14 protein-coding genes are annotated in these 20,037 nt (G+C 41.5%); 5 read left to right on the forward strand and 9 right to left on the reverse strand.

All coding sequences use genetic code 11. From position 1 onward, the window contains the following. The gene (locus tag BQ8005_RS04380) at nt 1-951 is read left to right on the forward strand and encodes a ComEC/Rec2 family competence protein (RefSeq protein ID WP_081028108.1); all 951 of its coding nucleotides are present in this window, start codon (nt 1-3) and stop codon (nt 949-951) included. Between the two features lie 536 nt (nt 952-1,487). On the opposite strand, the gene BQ8005_RS04390 is transcribed toward BQ8005_RS04380, so the two are convergent. From BQ8005_RS04390 to BQ8005_RS04425, 8 genes are all read right to left on the reverse strand, one after another. Beyond that, nucleotides 1,488-4,778, reverse strand: a complete 3,291-nt coding sequence (locus tag BQ8005_RS04390; protein ID WP_032953489.1) for an ATP-binding protein — start codon at nt 4,776-4,778, stop codon at nt 1,488-1,490. A gap of 20 nt (nt 4,779-4,798) precedes the next feature. Next, nucleotides 4,799-7,828 carry a DUF1156 domain-containing protein gene (locus tag BQ8005_RS04395; RefSeq protein ID WP_075318936.1) on the reverse strand — a complete coding sequence of 1,010 codons (3,030 nt, stop codon included), beginning with the start codon at nt 7,826-7,828 and terminating at the stop codon, nt 4,799-4,801. 17 nt (nt 7,829-7,845) lie between these two features. Next, nucleotides 7,846-11,268 carry a helicase-related protein gene (locus BQ8005_RS04400; protein WP_075317186.1) on the reverse strand — a complete coding sequence of 1,141 codons (3,423 nt, stop codon included), beginning with the start codon at nt 11,266-11,268 and terminating at the stop codon, nt 7,846-7,848. A 2-nt stretch (nt 11,269-11,270) separates the two neighbouring features. After that, a complete protein-coding gene (locus BQ8005_RS04405; RefSeq protein ID WP_172774463.1) occupies nt 11,271-11,474 on the reverse strand; it encodes a helix-turn-helix transcriptional regulator in 204 nt (67 codons plus the stop codon). 89 nt (nt 11,475-11,563) lie between these two features. Continuing rightward, on the reverse strand, nt 11,564-12,202 hold the full coding sequence (locus BQ8005_RS04410; RefSeq protein WP_075317187.1) for a P-loop NTPase family protein: 639 nt from the start codon (nt 12,200-12,202) through the stop codon (nt 11,564-11,566). Further along, nucleotides 12,193-12,900, reverse strand: a complete 708-nt coding sequence (locus tag BQ8005_RS04415) for a DUF7833 domain-containing protein (protein WP_032953495.1) — start codon at nt 12,898-12,900, stop codon at nt 12,193-12,195. The genes BQ8005_RS04410 and BQ8005_RS04415 overlap by 10 nt, the downstream gene beginning before the upstream one ends. Before the next feature lie 14 nt (nt 12,901-12,914). Further along, nucleotides 12,915-13,187: a helix-turn-helix domain-containing protein gene (locus BQ8005_RS04420; protein ID WP_050505498.1), complete on the reverse strand. Its 273-nt coding sequence runs from the start codon at nt 13,185-13,187 to the stop codon at nt 12,915-12,917. Nucleotides 13,188-13,387: 200 nt separating this feature from the next. After that, the gene (locus BQ8005_RS04425) at nt 13,388-14,269 is read right to left on the reverse strand and encodes an SDH family Clp fold serine proteinase (protein WP_032953498.1); all 882 of its coding nucleotides are present in this window, start codon (nt 14,267-14,269) and stop codon (nt 13,388-13,390) included. A gap of 655 nt (nt 14,270-14,924) precedes the next feature. On the opposite strand from BQ8005_RS04425, the gene BQ8005_RS04430 reads away from it, so the two are divergent. The 3 genes from BQ8005_RS04430 (at nt 14,925) to BQ8005_RS04440 (ending at nt 17,378) form a co-directional block, all read left to right on the forward strand. Continuing rightward, a complete protein-coding gene (locus BQ8005_RS04430; protein WP_394334114.1) occupies nt 14,925-15,356 on the forward strand; it encodes a BamJ family beta-barrel-assembly machinery protein in 432 nt (143 codons plus the stop codon). A gap of 147 nt (nt 15,357-15,503) precedes the next feature. Continuing rightward, a complete protein-coding gene (nagA, locus tag BQ8005_RS04435) occupies nt 15,504-16,667 on the forward strand; it encodes an N-acetylglucosamine-6-phosphate deacetylase (RefSeq protein ID WP_075317189.1) in 1,164 nt (387 codons plus the stop codon). Between the two features lie 39 nt (nt 16,668-16,706). Continuing rightward, nucleotides 16,707-17,378: an OmpA family protein gene (locus BQ8005_RS04440; protein WP_075317190.1), complete on the forward strand. Its 672-nt coding sequence runs from the start codon at nt 16,707-16,709 to the stop codon at nt 17,376-17,378. Nucleotides 17,379-17,455: 77 nt separating this feature from the next. Here BQ8005_RS04440 and BQ8005_RS04445 read toward each other — a convergent pair whose 3' ends face one another. Beyond that, complete coding sequence (locus BQ8005_RS04445; RefSeq protein ID WP_075317191.1) at nt 17,456-18,817, reverse strand: glycoside hydrolase family 88/105 protein; 1,362 nt, start codon at nt 18,815-18,817, stop codon at nt 17,456-17,458. Nucleotides 18,818-19,028: 211 nt separating this feature from the next. On the opposite strand from BQ8005_RS04445, the gene BQ8005_RS04450 reads away from it, so the two are divergent. Next, the gene (locus tag BQ8005_RS04450; RefSeq protein WP_075317192.1) at nt 19,029-19,781 is read left to right on the forward strand and encodes an SDR family oxidoreductase; all 753 of its coding nucleotides are present in this window, start codon (nt 19,029-19,031) and stop codon (nt 19,779-19,781) included. Nucleotides 19,782-20,037 lie beyond the last annotated feature (256 nt).

A 20,037-nucleotide genomic window follows, 5' to 3' on the forward strand; every position in this document is an offset into this window, starting at 1 on the left:
ATGAAATTAGTAGTATTTAATGTCGGAAGCGCACTTTGTGTTTATGCGGAACATCAAACAACTCGAATAGTATTTGATATTGGGAAAGGAAATAACTTTTCACCAGTTAATGATTTTCTTTTACCTTTATATGAAAAAAGAGGAGAGCATAGATTGAAAAATAGAAATAATAGATATGGTATTAGTCAATTAATTGTTAGTCATCCACACAAAGATCATATTTCTGATATACAGGAATTTGATAAAAATTTTTATGCACATTTGTTGACAACGCCCAATTCTAAATCACCGAATGGAAATCCTCAAAATATTAATTGGAGAAAAATTACAACTCCTGACGATCCTGATGTGAAATATTTAAAACGAATGAAGATAGGAAGAAATTTACCGTTAAGAAGTTTTGATAGTGAACATCTTAAAATAGGTTATTTATGGCCATTAGATGTTGAAAACAACTCAGAACTTCTCAATGAGAGTTATACAAATAACGTAAGTATAGTATCCTTCTTGTCATTCGGGAATTATCGTGTTTTCTTACCTGGAGATTTGCAGAAGTTGGCAATGGGTGAATTTCTTAATAAAAAAACATCCATAAGAAATTCTTATGCAGAATCCATTAGAACAGAGTTAGCAAATGGAGTAGATTTTCTTATTTGCCCTCATCATGGTTTGAAATCATCCTTTTCTGTTGATTTGTTTTCATCGATGAAGGATGGAAAAACAAATAAATTGAATATCATCCCCGAAAAGTCTCTGTCAAGCGATGATGTAAGAACAGTTGATAGTCGCTATAGTACTTCTGAATATTGTAAAGGTAACAATAATCTATCTACTAAAGATAAACCTGTTTATCAAAGAAAGACTAGTAATGGTCATATTTACATAAACGAGAATGGTGATGTTGAGGTGCTAACTGATATAACTGATGTTATAAATCGTTTTTTATCGTAATTTGTAAAGCCGCTCTAAACTATGCAGAGCGGCTTTTATCTATTCGGTCACTAATTTGTCGAATTTTCTTTTTATAGGAAAAAATACAAATGAAAAAAGCTATGACATAAAACAAACATTCTGCAACTATCATAGATATATATATTGAAACGTATTTATCATATAAGAGACATATGAAAAACACGAATATGGCCATAGCAATATTTCTACAAACATTAGCTTCCTCCAAAAGAATAGGTATTTTTGCATCTTTAAATGATGCTTCCAAATATTCATTTTTATTTCTCCATTTTAAGAACTTCTTATTATTCCAATGAAGCCGAATAAGAAGTGGTTCCAAAAAAAGAGATGCTAATTTGGCAATAAATAATCCCATCACATAGCACACAATGAGAGTCTTTAAAATACTCTCGTCCACATATCCAAGTTGGGTATAATGGCATAATAACATATTGTATACAAAACCTACAAGAAGATAATTGTATAAATTATAAGACGATATTTTAGACAATAGTTCGCTCATTTTATTAACGTTTTTATTCCTCCTCCAACTTCAACCCCAATTGTTGGGCAGATTCCTTCACTACTTTATAAATCTGTGCAGATTCATCGAGCGGTTTGGATGAAGTTGATTTTGCTTTAAATGAAACTTCTATTTCCAAATTATTTTGGCTTAATGGAACAACAAAACTAGAGAATAGCTGCGTCCATTGCTCAACAGGTACTTTACCGGAAACTTTGATAGATTTGAACTTGCGAACAATAGGAACTGGCGTCTCGCCTGATTGTCCTTCCGCAGTATCAGTTGCGGGTATTTCACTACCCGTAGAAGTGTCAGCCTCAGTGTTAGATAATTCTTCATGCTTAGGCATAACGGATTTATCCACCAACCAATATTGACGGTCTTCAATATTCAATCCAAAGACATCTTCACGATGATAGATGCGTGAATAGTTTCCTTCTTCACCGAATGCTACGTTGAATTCCCCATTGTAACAATACTTTTGAATCGTGTTGACAACAGCATCACGACTTGTTATCATTGGTTTATCATCGTATTGCAGGAATGCTTCGTACAATGCTGTTACATTGATTGGGCTGTCGATAGTCGGATACAGACGATTCGTTTTCAGTGTTCCTATACCTATAGAACGTATCAGCCATTCTTCTTCAATAATGGCATCCAGCAATTTTTCAGTGATTTGCGTTTGCATATCGCGAGCAAAGTCACGCAATTCAACAGCTTCCAATCCGTCTGTCACTGAGTAGCGCATGGCTATGTTATAGACAGAGATGAGCTGTGCATTGGCTTGTGCATTGGCTTCGTTCTTCTTATCTGCAATGTCCCGTTTCTGATCTGTATCCAACTGACCACTGTATTCGTGTTGCACCCGTTCACAAGCCAAATACTCTGTCAGCTTGGATTGCAACAATCCAAGTTGGCTTTCCGAACAAGTCAAATAGAAAATGGTGTTGCGGAAAATACGTTGACTTGTACCTTTCTTCGTAGCTATCTGCTCTACATGGTTTTCAACCTTCTTGCTGATGGAAGTCGCTTGTGTGGCATAGTCAGGACTCAATATGACCAATGTCAACGTCTTCTGTTCAGGAACATCACTGGACGGATTTATCAATACTCGAAGTTGACTGTTTCCATTGATTTGGCTATTCAAGCGTTTCAGTATTTCGGCCTTTACATCGTTGGCAGAAACTTCTGACTTGGCACTATTAATTAATATATTAATGTTAGGCTTGGCTTGGAACCAATAGCTCTTAGTGCCAACGTTTGTGGCATATAAATAATAAGCGACTCGCTCCAATTTGTTGAGTGCATTATTAATTTCACTATGCTGGAATGCTGATGGACGAAGCATACAAAGTTTTAATTGTTCGATGCTTAATCCTTTGCTTTGTGAGCCACCGATGCTGCCCATTAATAGTGTTGTTGCGATACCTTGTGCTAAATTGTATTTGAAAGTATTGCTTTGTGGATCTTCATTGTCAATTTTATACGCATTGCTTGATGTTCCGATGATATCAGCATGCATCACCGTTTCCCACTGGCTTCCCATCAAGCTGGTAATTGTACTCGTCAATGTAGGCAGATTGGTCAAGTTGACATCAGAAGTATGTATCAATGCTTGTGAACCACTCAATGAACCTCTGCGATTCCAAAGGTCTTTGATGATAGACGCCAACAAGCGCAACACACCACGAGTTCGTTGGAAGCGCGAGTCGTTACCCCATTTCAAGCGGAACATATCTATCAGTTCGGGATGGAACGGGTATGCCTTGCGCATTTTGTTGATGTAATCCGTGCGGTCTGCTTCGACTGGTAAGTCCGAACGTCTGTTATGATACGTATTCTTATATCGTGTCAATACCTGTTCTATCACCTCTGGATTACCAACGTTTTCAAATAGGCGACGGCGAACCACTTCAAAGATTTCTTCGTCATCTACAGGTTTTATACCAGTACCCACACGTACAATGCGGTTTTCAAGGGACGAAAGAATTTGTTGTCCGATTTCTGATGATGCCACTTCAGTTGCACTGGCTGGCAGGGTTGCTATTAATACACATTTGGGAACTGCTGCAACCGATTCGGTCAATGTCTGCAAGAAACTTACAGTCTGTGTATAAAGTGTTCCTTTGCCCACAATCGTTCCATTGGCTTTGTTGCAATAGTCGGCCAGCTCATCCACCAATATCAGCGAAGGAGTATGCTGTTCTAGGATAGGTTTGAAAATGGAAGATGTCGGAGCCGTCCTGCTTTCATCATTGGCACGTACCTTATTATATCCTTCCACTCCTCCCAACTGATAGGCGAGTTCTCCCCATAGGGTATAGATGGTGATACCTTCGTTGGTAGTGCGCCCTTGTACTACGTCGGTTGTATTGTTCGTGAATACAGCAACCTTGGCGTTATCAAAATTGGGAACTACACCCTCTTGCAACAAATTGGCAGTATAGGCCGAATTCAGCAATGAACGTCCTGCATTGGCTATATGAAAGAGTGAAATCAAGGTATGTGTCTTACCACCACCAAAACCCGTTTGGAGTGATACAACCCGGTTTTCACTTTCTTCACCATTCAAAGCGCGAATAACCCGGTTTGCAATATCGCGAAGTCCGGCTGTAACGTAAGTCTTTTCAAAGAACATAGTAGGATTGCTATAGACTTCCTGACCGATTCCCAAGGCCACTTCGCTCAGGTTTGCTGCAAATACCGATTCATCCAAAGCACTGTTACGAATATCATAGTGAGGATATACGTTGGTAAACCAGGCTGGGATAGGTGCATCCTCACGCAATGCATTTACCTGTATGTTGGTGACAGGTTGAGGTATAGTCGCGGTTGGTTGGACTATCGTTTGTGTCTGTCCCTTGATGTTATCTATCTCCGTCACCAGTTCGTCCATCTTCATTAACTTGGCGGCTTGTTTGATGTAGAGATAGGCACCTTCTATCTCTTCGTTGTCCAAGGCTTGGTAATGGTTACACTTGTTACGGATGTCCTTTAGTTCTTGCAAATAGCTGATGAACTTGTTGGCTTTGTCGAGATTTTCAAATTCCAATCCTAATTCCCGTTTGAATCCAATGGCGAAATCCGGCAAGTTGTTGTAGTCAATGAAATACATGCACGATTGGTTTTCGCCTTGTGCTCTCATGGCTTGGTTCCAAGTAGTTTGTCTTGCCGGTTTTAATCTGGCAAAAAACAATCCTTCCCATGGTTCATTAGGGAAATGTTGCTGTAAGAAACTTACCACAAATGGACGCATGGCATCCAAAAATATGCCTAATGCTTTATGTATCTTGTCATTCATAACTTTCAGGTATTAACGGGTTATTCAAATAATGTTCCTTGGGTATAGGTTATTTCGTCACTACAATGCTGTATCAAGTCGGCAGAGTTGGAAATCAATCCTTGTACTTGTGTCAAATCATCACCTTCGGGAAGCAGTTCTTTCAATGATGCCAATACTCGCCAGAAAGGACTGCTTGCTTCGCTGCCAACTATCTTGATGTGTCGTAATATTTTGCCTCGGTCACCACTATGCCAATTGTCCATAGCCCGGTGTACTTGGTCAATCAATGGGTCGCTGGCTTCTATACCGAGTTTGTCTTTCACTACACGCTCTTTGTAGGTTGCTAAATGTTGCTTGTTGCCTGTACGGATAAGTAGATGCTTGTCAAAGATGTCGCTGATATTTACGCTCATTCCCACACGAGCAAATTTGGCGGCATCGTCAAAATCTGTATCGCCCATGCCATTCATCTGTAGCCAACCGATGTAGAAACGGGTGTATTCATCCAAACCTTCGAAACCTCGCAAAAGAGCATTGAAAGCGGATAATTTAGCAAGTTCTAATAACTCACCCACTGTAACTTCACTGCCGTCAGCTTTTTCTACTGTTTCATATTTACCAAATTCGCTTACAGCTTGACCAAAGCAAGCGGTAAGCAAGTCTGCACCACGGAAACCAAGTTCATAAAGTGCATTTACTTCTTCGGTAACTTTGGCTTCAATAGCTTTTTTTACTCGTTTAAAACTTTCAAAGCCATTGCGTTCAGAAGGACGACATGAAACCGTGACAGAACTTTCCAGATAAGCCATTTGCGATTTTAATGCTCCTGTCATTTCTGTGTCCATAGGCCAACTTCCCGTTATATTCATCTGAGAACCAATGATGGAATTACATAAAGTTGTCCATGCTTCCGTACTTTGATGAGCAAACATAATGCTCACAATATCATTCGTTTGATATTCTATAGTTCTAAATATATCCGTCAGTTTCCTTTCAAAATGTTCTTTTGCCTTGTCAATGCTATTACCGTGATGATGCTTTAAGGCCGTACATTCATCGGTTTTGGGAGTCTGAGGAGTTGCAAAATTTAAAGGATACAAAGTTCCTAATGTTCTTTTAAGCCATACATAGAAAAATTCTGATATATCAGCGTATGCTATCGCATCGTAATAAGGCGGATCAGTTACGACTGCATTTAATGATTTTTTCTCAAATTGTGATTTCTCTCCACTAGATGCATTTTTCAAAATAGCGGCAAAAGGATAATCACACTCAGATTCAATATAACGTGTTAACCATTCTAATTGATTCAATGCACTTCCAGAACTAGAACAAAAAGGATTTGATTCTGGATAATCAAAAACCATTGGAATAGCTTGTCTTCCCATTGGACGTTCTAATTTTTCACCTCCTATATGCCACACACCAAAAGATGTGTTGGCTATAGCTATTCTATCTACAAAAATTGCTAATAGAGTGGCTAAAGCTTTATCGTAAGATGTGTTTCTCTGTATGGATAATAGTTTTATTTGACGAACTAAATTGTTCAAGAAAAATATTTGTCTTTCAGAAAACATTTCACCATACAATTCAATTCCCCAACCAGGAGTATTAAAGTTTCGATTATTACCAACCTCCATACGTTCTGTTGGCCGTTCTTGGTTCTTAGGAACGTACTCTAGAGATTCAAATTCCGCTCTGTTAGGCAAACGATAATCTTTTCCTATTGGTGATTCAGTTATAACGGCAAGAAGTCTTTCACGTGTCTTTTTTGCCTTGAACTGTTCTTTCAATTGTTCCGTTGTAGTAACACTTCCACAGCAAGGACAAGTTAAAACACAACGATTATTCCATCCAGGTAAATTTTTCTCATCATATTTCCCATGCTTTATTTCAAATTGAATGTCCGTTCCATTGATAATAGGATTCAGATATACCTTTTTTGACTTGGTATTGGCCAAATAGAATTGTTTCAAAAGAGGCACCTCTGCCCTACAAGATGGATTGGAGCAAGTAGCAGTACGTGCCCAATAATAAGCGACAGGTTTATTACCCTTTTCATCTGCAGGATAAAGATGACCTACTTCAGCCTCTGTCGTAGCCAATAATTTCTTGGCATAAAATTCCACATCAAACGAAAGGCGGTTTGGTATTTCCACATTACCTGTAGGCATAACGCCAAACTTCTCTGTATAAAGCTTTACTCCTTCCTTACCGTAAAGAGCCATAAACTCTTCGTGGGTATAAGTGATGGGCTTGCCATACTTTTGCGGGAATTCTACAGAACCTTTCTCTATGATATGTGCCACCGGATTAATGTCGTTACCATACGAACAACATCCCAGTCGGGCTGCTTCCAATGGGATGGCACCACCGCCAGCAAAGGGGTCGAATACGCTTGGCATCCGATTTTGGAAACTCTCTATAGCGGCTTGCAAGGCCGTTTCTTTAACTTCTACATCTGCCGAAGCAAGATGACGGTTAGGGGTGTTATACAAATTATTTTCAGCTTCTTTGATAGCATTGAAAGCCAAATCAAACTCTGTGGCCAGTTCTTTGTAAGATGCCTCCGGATGACGCTCGGCATTATAAGCCACCCATATCAGCAAACGGGCCAAGCGAAGCACAACTGGGTCGTTCTTGCTTTCCCATTTGATCAAACAGCCTTCTTGTATTTGGTCTTTGGATGGTGTTGATTTTCCAGCCAACATATTCAGTTGACACTGGTGTGAGAACTTACCAATAAACATCAATAGACGGTTGCGAAGTGTATCCGGCATCGGGTCATAGATGGCAGTATAAGGAATATCAGGATAAGGTGCATAGAGCAAATTGTTTGCCAACATATCTTGTACGGCATCACAAAAAGCTTTCGGACAGTTGGCGTCCAAAGGGTCGGGTACCAAGCTGGCAAATATGACCGCACGACATACAGGCAGTGGACGGCGTGCCCACCACAGGTGCAAAGTTGATATATGTCCGTGACGGATAGATTTGTCTCGCACGCTCTCTGCCGAGATTTCCTTAATCGGCAAGGCAACTTCTATGAGTTTTTTGGCTTTTGTCATAGTATGATGTTTTTCTTTTATTCCTTTATGTATTTTTGTTGCCACTCTTCCAATGGCAAGTAATATTGAACTCCCTTCGACATCTTTTCAAACGATAGACGTTCGGCCGGGTTCTGTATGCGATATAGTGTAGGAGTGGTTTTGCAATTCACGACAATGTAGAGCCATGCTTTGTTTCCCAATTGAGCCAAACGGTTCCATTCATTTTCAGAAAGTATGACACCATCGGTAGTTGCACGACCTTTCACCTCGATGTAGCGTTTCATTTCGTAAGCATCGATGCTCTTGATGTCGTAGCCCAAATTCTGTTCCGACACATCTTCGGGAGTACGTCCTTGACTCGTTTCATATTCCATCGCAAATTGCATGGCAATAGCTTCTACCTCTTCATCACGCTTCATGTGGAAATGTTGTTCGTATTCCACTTGCGAAAGCGGCACCACGTAGGCACATCCAATAATTTCAGGTTCTTTGGGTGATACCTCGGTCATCTGACCCATTTCCGCAATACGCTCTTCCCGTTTGTGCATCAACTCCTTTTTCCGCTCAATCTTATGCTGTAACTTTTCTTGCAACTTCATATCCCCCATGAATGCCTTCATCTGCATTTCATTGATGGCAATATCCAAGTCCATGATGATTTGACTGAAAGCCGTTCGGAGGTATTCCTGACGTTTGGCTGAGTCTTCCCCAACCTTCACTTTCGTTTCTTCAAACAAAGGTAAGGTAATATTCTCGAACGCCCAACTCATCACTTCATGACTTTGTACTGTTTCGGGTGGCAATATCTCCTTGGCAAATTGCGATGGAGCATGCAAATCGAGGAACTTGGCCGGAGAAGTGCTATGGTAAGAACCGTCAGTCGTCTGATAAATGAAGCTTAACAGTTCGTTGGCAATACTGTCGTCTCCCTTGTTGGGACGATTGTCTGTAATCTGGTTCTTGACAAAGAAGGCAAAATACTCTTCGGTGTCTTCCGGTGACACCAATATGGTACCTTTCAGCATCTCTTCCTTGAATTCCTTACGCACACAATCCACCAAAGCATCAAATAGAGCATTACCTGGATTGATGTAATGTACTTTGCCCAAGATGGCAGCCGTATTCTGATAGTCAAGGAATATCTGTTTGTCGAAACAGAATAGCAGCTGGCTGAGATTATCGGCCAATATATTGTAACTTTCCTTCAACTGTTTGCTCAAGATGTCAGGAATGGATGTTATCTTGTAGATTCCTTTTTGCACAGCTTCGTATTGACCACCTAAATAGCAGAATGCCCGTTCAAAGAACAATTGGATGTAGATAGGTTGCAACCGTTTTTCATCAGAATCCTCTTTCAGTATGCGGGCATCCTTGTAATCGACTTCACTATGTGCTATGGCATTCTGTTGCTCTTCGATGCGATTCTTGAACTCAGATTCCAATTGTTGATTGTTCTGATTCAGGAATAGGTCGAGGTCGGACTCCTTACCATCGAATACAGAAGAAATGATAGCTTCAAGGCTTACATCTTTCAATACATCTTGAATCACATCATACACACGGTCATCTCCCATACTCTCACGGATAACATCCAGCTTGGTAAGCAACTTGGAGAGCACTTGACCTTCGCGTGTATTGTCTGCAACCATATTGAATACAAGCACATCCTCCTTTTGTCCATAACGATGGATACGTCCCATACGCTGCTCCAAACGGTTGGGATTCCATGGTATATCCCAGTTGATAAGCAATCGACAGAATTGCAAGTTGATACCTTCGCCGGCAGCATCGGTTGCAATCAATATCTGAGTATCGGGTGCCATGAACTGCCATTGTGCGGCACGGCGGTCATCGACCGACAAACCTCCATGAATGACTGCCACCTTGTAGCCGTTATTGGTGAGGCGTTCTTGCAAATAGAGTAGCGTATCTTTATGCTCTGTAAAGATAACGAGTTTCTGTCCGTCAATGACACCTTGACTTTTCAGCAACTCTTTGAGTTGAATATATTTCTTTTCTTCTTGATTCTGATTGTAAAGTTGGTTGGCAATATCATACAGACGTTTAACCTCTTGGGCTTCATTGGCTATCTCAATCAAACTCTTTGATGTCGTAAAGAGTTTGAACTTCTTCGGATCAGAAAGAATGTTGTCAAGTGCATCCTTTTCATCATCTTCCAAGTCATCGTACTGGTCCATGTTATCCACATCCACCAATTCCAACTTCTGACGCTGCTTCCAAATGTTCGGATTCTTGTTGACTTCATCCACAATACCCTGCAACGCATTCCAACGTTTGAAAAGTGTGTTTTTGATGGCAAAGATGGAACTGACCAAACGGCGTTGCATCACGGCCAAGGCCAAAGTTACATGAATATTCTTTTCCTCGGTGGCTTCTTCCTTGCGTTGTGTCAAGTAATTGGTCACTTGGTCATACAGGTATTTCTCTTCGGGAGTCAGTTGGTAAGAAATGGTTTTGGTAAAACGATTCTTATAAAGCGGATTACCATTCCAGTCTTTCATATCCTCCTTCAAACGACGAATGAAGAACTTGTTCAGTCCATCCTTGCTAAGTTCCTTTACACGTTCTGTTGCCACATCGTCTGTAGCAAATATATCTTCATCCAATAACTGAAGTAACTTTTTGAACGTATCGGTACGTCCTCGGTGTGGAGTAGCAGTCAGCAACAACATGTGCTCGCATTGTTGAGAAAGTACGTAAGCAGCTTCGTAGCGTTTGGATTTATAGGTTTTCTGTCCATATTCGTAAGCCGACAATTTGTGCGACTCATCAAAGATAACCATATCCCAACTGGTATTGCTTACTACAGAAAGTACATCCTCCCGACTGATAAAGTCGATAGAAGTAACGATTTTGTTGGCTGTACGGAAAATATTAGGATCAGCAGTAAACAGACTGCGATTGACAAGTGTGAAAGGTATATTGAACTTGACACCCATTTCGTCTTCCTGCCATTGTTTGGTCAAGCCACCAGGAGTAATAATCAGAATACGTTCAACAATACCACGCATGATAAGTTCCTTCAAAAGAAGGCCTGTCATAATCGTTTTTCCTGCACCGGTATCGTCAGCCAACAGGAAACGAATCTTAGGCTGGGGTAACAAGAACTTGTAAACAGCTTCCACCTGATGGGGAAGAGGGTCAACCACACTACAGTTGATGGCAAACAACGGGTCGAACTGATATGCTGAATGTATACGCTCGGCCTCAGCAAACATCACAAATTTTTCAGGATTACCCTTAAAGTTAAATTCCCCTTCGGATGTCAATACTTCCAAATACTCGAACTGCTCTTTGGTAATCACTTTGGTACTAGTCTTGTTGGTAGTAACACCCGTGTATTTGATAGAATACATGTTTCCCAGTGCCTGTACTTTAATGACAGTTACAGGCTCAGTTGGTATCAGATTCTTAATGATTTGGTTGACTTCTATCATAATTATTTCTTCAATTCAATATTATCAACCAATAAATCCTTCGCTTCAACCCCTAAAAGGGAAGCAATCTCATACAATAATTCAATACTTGGCTGTCTGCGATTACAGACATAGGCATTGGTCTGGCTAAAACTTTTGCCTATCTTTTCTGCCAGCCAAGTTTGTTTAATGCCTTTTTCTTCAAGTACTTCTTTTATCCGATTCATATTTATTACTTATTTGTGAATGCAAAAATATGAAAAATAATGCGATAAAAAGAAGAAATGAGAGAATATGTTATATTTGAAGTATCATTTTATTGAATATCTATGTTTATATCCTTCTCATACTTCCCCCTCAACGACTTCTCTCGAATAACCACAACATGCATGTTGGCTCTTAGACGGTCAAAGGTGCGAAGTCCGTATTTGGTTTTGATTTCTTCCAAAGTCAGGTTGGTATTGGTAACAAGTAGAGTCCCGTGTTTCTCTATGCCATCGACAATTTCGGAAAAAACGATGTGAGAATTTCCATAATCGTAGAATGTTCCTTCAATACCGAAATCGTCTATGGCAATGAATCGTTGACGCAAAGAACTACGATATGTCGCTTCGTTGCAAAGTTCTGTTGCTTGGTATCGTGAAAAGACTTTGTGTAATGCCATTCGGAATATTAAAGGGATAACTTTCATACAGATTTCGGATTTCCCGACTCCTGGTGGACCAATCAGCAATAGACCTTTTCCTTGATTGTCAGTTAGCCAATTTACTATTTGGTCATAATCAGCAAGCCATTCCACTTTGTGGTGCATGACTTCTTCAAGTCCAGCAATTAAAGCTTCTTTGGCATTAGGGATTCCAAAACGAAAAGGTATTGATGCATAGTCATCATCATTCTTCCGTGCCTCTGAAATAGCATGTTGAAAATCTTCTCTTGTCAATCTCATCATTGCCATTGTTCGATAGGTTTGTATTTATCTAATGAATCATCTGCAAGTATAAGTCCCTGTTGCGACGTGTTTTTACGCAGCGACATAGACGGCTTACAGTTTCCTTGTTTGCATACCCAATTAACGAAATGCCGTTTGGTGTCTTCCTCTGTTTTTCGATTGACACCACTTGCGTGAAGATAACGAAAGAATTGTGCCAACAAGGTTGCCATATCGGTTGATGATGCAACCATATTTTTACCAGACAAGTATTCTTTTACTTTTCCCTTCCATTCCATATCAAGCGAAAGCACTTCTTCCAATTCTTCAATAGAAAGCATAGAATGTTCTTCGTGTGTGCGTTGACTTATAACTTCTTTGTCTATATCTACTTCTTTATTATTGAGGGTCAAGTCTTCCGTCAAGTGTACAGACAAGTCCTCCGTCAATTCAAGTAGCAAATATTTGGACGGTTGAAAGCGAGTTGTTCCATTGGTAAAACTTATCAGTTTTCTTTTCGCCAATCGTTCTCTGGCTGTTACCAATGTTTGTTTCGACATCCGAAGTCGGTTGCAAACATGAAAGGTAGGGCAAGAAAAAGGCATTTTCCAATGAAACTTGTTGCACTCGTTGACAAGAAAGGCATAAAGAGCGACTTCGCTTGCAGCAAAGGATTCGTAGGCCGCCAGTCGCCAAAATTGGTTCATGTAGTCAATATACGTCATAAGCAGACCCTCTTTTATGCAAACTTTGTCAACAGTTCACGGTCAAGAATTGTATCGTCAATCTCCATCCGACTAAAGTACAACCGACTGGCACTTCTATGAAATGGAAGCTGTCCCCGTTGACATCGCTTGCGCACGGCATCTGTAGATATGCCAAGATAATCGGCAACCTGTTTTATATTCATCACGTAATCTGCCTTCCGTTGTAAAAGGATGGCAGCATCATCTACAATGCGAGAGAAATTCTCTCCATTCGCTTCTTTTTGTTTCTTCGTCAATGTCTTCATACGCTTAATTTTTGAAATTTTGTGTTGCGAAGTTACAGACGAAGACACAAATGGACGAAAGTACAAAAGAAAATCAGTCAGAATTTAGGTTTTATTGTGTTTGGGCGAAAAATCATACTCTTATTTCATACTCGTAAAACAATGAACCAACCCCAAACAGCCGTTTGAGATTGGTTCGATTATTACTTTTAATATGCAATTCAATTATTGCAAGGGTCTCTATAAAAATAGGTTTCCCCATTTTGATTTTCGACAATTTTAGAATAAGAGTATTTATCTATCATAATCGTATAACAACTATGAAGACTCAAAACTGCATCGTTTAATGAAGGGAAGTCTTCCAAATCAATAATATTTAAACCGACTTCTTTACAATCATCTTTTGATAATCGTCTTGCATGAGAGCAGGTCGTTTTATGATTTAAAAACTTGTCTCTAATTTTTTCTATATCTATATTTGGATATACCTTGGGAATCCATTTATCCATTAATTCATTAGACCACCTAATCGCATTTTCACATTCATGAATAATCGTAGCACCTGGATATTTTGCAATGAGAGTTTGCCACAAACCTATGGTATTTGGATTTTCTGCAATTTCTTCTTTTGCTTTTTCAAACTCATCAATAATGGCTTGGCATGCGACACCGTTATATTGAGGATCAACAGGCCCCAAGCAAGATTGTTCTCCCATTAGTATTGCTTTAGAAAATAATGCAATCATAGTTCCTGCAGACATTGCAATTTGTGGAATAATAACACGAATATCTCCATTAAAAATTTTATGTAGATAATTAATTAAATTTTCCATTACAGCCAAATCACCTCCGGGTGTATGTATTATTATGTCTAAACCCATACCTTTGTCTAATGAATGAGTTATAGACATAAAAGCATTTTTATCCAATTCATCAATCATGGTATGAACTGTAGGTTGTTTCAGCCACCCAGAATAATAAGAAATCACATTACGGCCAGTCTCACGATGAATAATCTCGAAATACTCTTTACGCATTCTATCAAGGGCATTTACTTGGTTTGAGGCTTCAACCTCTGTTAAGATTTTGTTCCAGTTTGGCATATCTATTCTTTTTAAAAGTTAATATTATATCTGGTTAACAGAATAATTACTAAAATGTTCATCAAATAAAACATTTATTGCATTTGTAGATGTTTTATTCCATTTGTTGCTCATGAGTAGAATTTATTTTGTACCTTTGCATTGTGGTTAGGAATAACATCGAAACCACATGCGAGTTAATTAATGTGTTACACTTTTTGTGTTACATCCTAATAATGAACCCTTTTATGACAGGGCATAGGGCCTTGGAAAAGAAACAGATAACGCAAGGAAATAACCGAAAGGTACAAAATCCAAGCGGATCACTCAAACAAAAGCGATTATCTCAAAAAAGATAATCGCTTTTTTCGTATTAACACGCAGCTCTGCACTTCTAATGTAAGCCAAAATGCAAACCCATAAGCCAACCTCTACACTACAACGCTAAACCTCAACTCCAGCTTCGTAAAGTACCACTTGGGCAACAGAGAATAGAGCTCTGTGGCAAGCAAAATGAAAAGTACCGTTTTCCAATGCGTAAAACACTGCTTTCTGCATCGGAAAACAGTGCTTTACATAAGAGAACTTCCCCTGTGCCTCACAGAAACAGAGAAACCCTCAGACAAACAGTGAAAAAATCTGCTTGGCCCGAACTCTGATTTCCGCAAAAATCAATATCTTTACCCTGAAAATAATAAAAAGACAAACCATGGCAAAGAAAGATTACATACAGGCCAACAAAGACTGGCTTGCGGCCAAAGCAACGGAAGAGGGCGTCAAGCCCCTACCCAAAGGCATCTATTACAAAGTATTGGCAACAGGAGCTTCAGACGGCAAGCACCCTACTCCGCGCAGCATTGTCACGGCCCACTACACAGGGTGGACCATCAACGGCAAGAAATTCGACAGCAGTCGTGGCGGCACACCTGCCGCTTTCCGCCTGAGCGACCTGATAGAAGGATGGATAATAGCCATGCAACAAATGTGCGTGGGTGACAAATGGGAAATCTACCTTCCTGCCGAAATGGGATATGGCAAGTTCTCGCAACCAGGCATACCCGGCGGTTCCACACTGATATTCGAAATCGAACTGCTGGGCATCGGCTGACACTCCCCCTGACAGGCATGGTTATCACCACACTTCTCATTATAAATATTTTCACTACTATAAAAACATTTGTCGCAAGAAGTTGCTACATTTGTAGCGACAATCATTTTATATTTTATATTAAACCTCTAAAAACAGAAAAAAACGATGCTTACACAGATTATAAACGGACGCATATTCACGCCACAAGGATGGCTGAACGAAGGTTCCGTACTGATGCGTGACGGAAAGATATTGGAAGTGACAAATTGCGACCTGGCCCTCATCGGTGCCAAGCTGATTGATGCCAAGGGAATGTACATCGTCCCCGGCTTTGTATGCATGCACATACACGGAGGCGGCGGACACGACTTTACCGAATGCACGGAGGAAGCTTTCCGTACAGCTACCCATGCCCACCTGCTCCATGGAGCCACGACCATCTTCCCCACCCTGTCCGCATCGCCTTTCGACAAGCTGCATCAGGCAGCCGCCCTCTGCGAAAAGATGATGCAGGAGCCGGGCAGCCCGGTAGAAGGCCTCCACATCGAAGGTCCCTACCTGAACCCCAAGATGGCAGGCGAACAATTTGCCGGACAGGTGAAAGCCATTGACGAAAAAGAATACAAGGAATTGCTGGAAAGCACAAACTGCATCCGCCGTTGGGACGCCTCACCCGAGCTGCCTGGCGCACTGGAGTTTGCCAAATATCTACGCGAAAAAGGAATTCTGGTAGCCGTATCACACACCGAAGCCGAATACGATGAGATCAAAGCTGCCTACGAAGCTGGATTCACACATGCCGCCCACTTCTACAATGCCATGCCCGGTTTCCACAAACGCCGCGAGTACAAATATGAAGGTACTGTAGAAAGCGTCTACCTGACCGACGGCATGACCATCGAACTGATAGCTGACGGCATTCACCTGCCTTCTACCATCCTGCGCCTGGCCTATAAGCTGAAAGGAGTGGACCACACTTGCCTCGTCACCGATGCCATGTCCTGTTCGGCAACTGCCGGCAAGGAAATCAACGATCCTCGCTACATCATCGAAGACGGTGTATGCAAGCTGGCCGACCGTTCTTCCCTGGCAGGTAGTATCGCTACAGGCGACGTATTGGTACGTACCATGGTGAAGGCAGGTATTCCGCTGGGCGATGCCTTACGCATGGCCAGTGAGACTCCGGCACGTATCATGAACATATTCGACCGCAAAGGCTCTCTGCAGAAAGACAAGGATGCCGACATCCTCGTCATGGACAAGGACCTGAACATACGTGCCGTATGGCAAAACGGTCAACTCATTGAAGAGACCAATACGTTATTCTGAGAAAGAAAAACCTAATCCTAACTTTTAAAACAGAGAAAAATGAAGAATGTTAAGTTAATGAGTGTAGTGCTCAGCATGGCCATTTTGGCCGGCAGTTGTGGAACAATGAACAACACAACCAAAGGGGGCATCATCGGCGGCGGCGGTGGCGCCGTAGCAGGTGCAGCCATTGGAGGTCTGATCGGTAAAGGGAAAGGAGCCGCCATCGGTGCAGCTGTAGGAGCTGTAGTAGGTACCGGCACTGGCGTTGTCATTGGTAAGAAGATGGACAAGAAGGCAGAAGAAGCAGCAAAAATTGAAGGTGCAGAAGTCGAAAAAGTAACAGATACCAACGGACTGGCCGCTGTCAAAGTGTCGTTCGCATCGGGCATCCTTTTCGGGTTCAACTCTTCCACACTGAGCAACGAAGCCAAAGCTTCTCTGCGCGATCTGGCACAGATATTGAGAGACGATCCGACCACAGACATCGCCATCATTGGTCATACAGACAAAGTAGGCACGTATGAAGCCAATGTCAAAGTATCCAAAGATCGTGCCTATGCGGTAGAGAACTATTTACAGGATTGTAATGTATCTCCTGCGCAATTCAAAGTCGTCAAAGGTGTAGCCTACGATGAATACGACGAGAGCAAGTCGGCAGATGAAAACCGACGCGTAGAAATCTACATGTATGCCAGCGAACAGATGATTCAGGAAGCTGCACAACAGTAAGAAAAGATACATGCGAATACAAAAGAGGCGCGGATGCTATGCGATCTGCGCCTCTTCTTTTTTATATTCACAGAAGATTATTTGACCAACTGCTCGTATTCAACAGAAGCTAGAATAAAGGTACCGACCGCTTTCCCTTCGTTCTCCACTACCGTCACATCCTTACCTGCCAGGTAGTAATTGACAGTTCCCGTACGAGACGGATCTTTGGCCGGTCCCAGACCAGCCGATGCACACGTCTGCACCACGTCCAACTTACCGTCTTCTCGCTCACGAATAAAGGTCTTAAGCAAACCTTGATACGCCTTTTCAGCTACTGGAAGATAAATCTCGCGATCAAGCAACCCTAAGCGGATTCCCTTCAGATAAGCATACGTAAAAATGCCGGATGCAGATGCCTCCAGATAATTGGCCTCCGTTCCTACATTATATACTTTCCCATTAATTGTATCTCCTTTGCCATCGGCAGCCGTTTGTGCATCGTATTGAAGCAACTGATACCACACACCAGAAACCGGATCTTGCCAACGTTTCAGTCCAGCTGCCACCTGATTGAAGATAGCCAACACGTCAGGATAGTCTACATGATCTTTTGGCATATACTCGAGCACATCGGCCAAAGCCGCAAAATACCAGCCCATGCCACGCGCCCAAAACTCTTTACTACATCCTTTGAAAGGTTCTTCCTGATTGGCCCAGAAAGAATTTTCATCCTCGGGAGTAGCCGACCATGCGTGATAGTTCAACTGCTTGCCTTCGTCATAGGTATATTTATTGATAGTCTTGAACTGTAAAGCAATGTCAGCCCAACTCTGTGCATTGTCCTCAGCATCATCTTGTCCGAACACATGTTGCCACTGAGCATAAATCGTAGAACCCATATATAACCCATCAAGCCACATCTGATTGGGATATACAGCCTTGTGGAAAAATCCACCTGCCCCAGGGAGTCCTTCTGGTATACGGGAATGATCATACTTCAATTTGTTACGGATAAGCGAAGCTGCGTTCTTATACCGATTGGCATCTTTCGTATTTCCTTTCTTCAATTCCTCCTTATAAAGAGTAAAGAAAACATTACCCGCAGGCAAATCATCAATATTGCTTGGACGAAGTGCCGACTCTCCCTTGGCATTCAGGATAACAGAACCATCGGGCGTCGTGCTGTTGTCAGCAAAAGCTTTTACTACATCGTAATATTCCGTTTTTTCGGGATAAAGTGTCCATGCTTTCAGCACAGCATTCGCAACCAAACCAGACACATAATCCCAAGATGCACTGTCCAATTCCGTCTGATGATGACGGTTGCAATAGAAATCTACCAGGCCGTGAGATTCCACCATCCGTTGCGAATACTTTTCCGATTGGGAAACCTTCTGCCCAGAACCACAGCTTACCATCAAACACATGGAAGCTGCCAATAAAAGATAATTTTTCATGCTATTATAATTTTACATTCAAAAAACATTCGTCAATAAAGAAACAGCATTCACCTATCAGAAAGAGATACCGTGTTCGCTAACGGTGCAAATATAGCATTCCCCATCCAAAATAAAAACTTTTAGAACACATCTTTACAGGCACAATCCCCCACATATCGAGAAAAAACCTATTTTTGCACTATCATTAAACAAAAAAGACAACTCAACCATGAAATTCAAGAACAAAGTTTGCATCATTACCGGAGGAGCGGCAGGTATCGGCAGATGTCTGGCCGAAAGTTTCAGCGCTGAAGGAGCCCGTGTATATGTCATAGACAAGGAACAGGCCACAATAAAAAATGATCTGATCCATTTTTTCCAAGGTGACATTGCCGAACAGACTGTAATAGATACTTTCGTCGACTGGATACTTGCACACGAGCAACAAATAGATATCCTGATAAACAACGCATGCCTAATGAAGGGCGGTATCCTGTCCGGCTGTACATACGATGACTTCCTGTATGTGCAACGTGTAGGCGTAGCAGCCCCCTTTTGGCTGACCAGCCGGCTAAAGCCCCATTTTGCACTGGGAGCCAGTATCGTCAACCTGTCATCTACCCGTGCTTTCCAATCGCAAGCAAATACAGAAAGTTATTCGGCTGCCAAAGGTGGCATTACGGCCCTGACCCACGCACTGGCTATCAGTCTGGCGGGTATTGCACGCGTCAATTCCATCGCACCAGGATGGATCGAGACAGCCCGTTTTCACGAAGGAACAGACGTACCTCATTATACAGAAAGCGACCTTCTACAACATCCGTCAAGACGTGTAGGCGAGCCGGAAGACATCGTACAGGCAGCATTCTTCCTGTGCGACGAACGGAACAGCTTCATCAATGGTACCAATTTAACCGTAGACGGCGGCATGAGCAAACTGATGGTTTACCACAACGATGAAGGTTGGACCCTGGACAAGTGACATCTTTGCCGATAAAACGTCATTCTGACAGACAGGACACTTTCTGTCAGAAGCCCCAAAAGCCAACAAAGTATGCAAAGTTTTAAAAGAAAGAGATTGTTGATTAAAATTCTTTTCACAAGTTAAAAAGCGCCGAAACCTAAACTGACATTTCGGCAACCGGCACAAAGTTTGCAACTCCTTATGCGAACAACGAAACCGAAAGGTGGAGGAGTTCAGAGAAAAATGATAATAAACAACTTAAAAATAGGAGATT

The organism is Bacteroides togonis, from assembly GCF_900130135.1.
Taxonomy (GTDB): Bacteria; Bacteroidota; Bacteroidia; order Bacteroidales; family Bacteroidaceae; genus Bacteroides; species Bacteroides pullorum.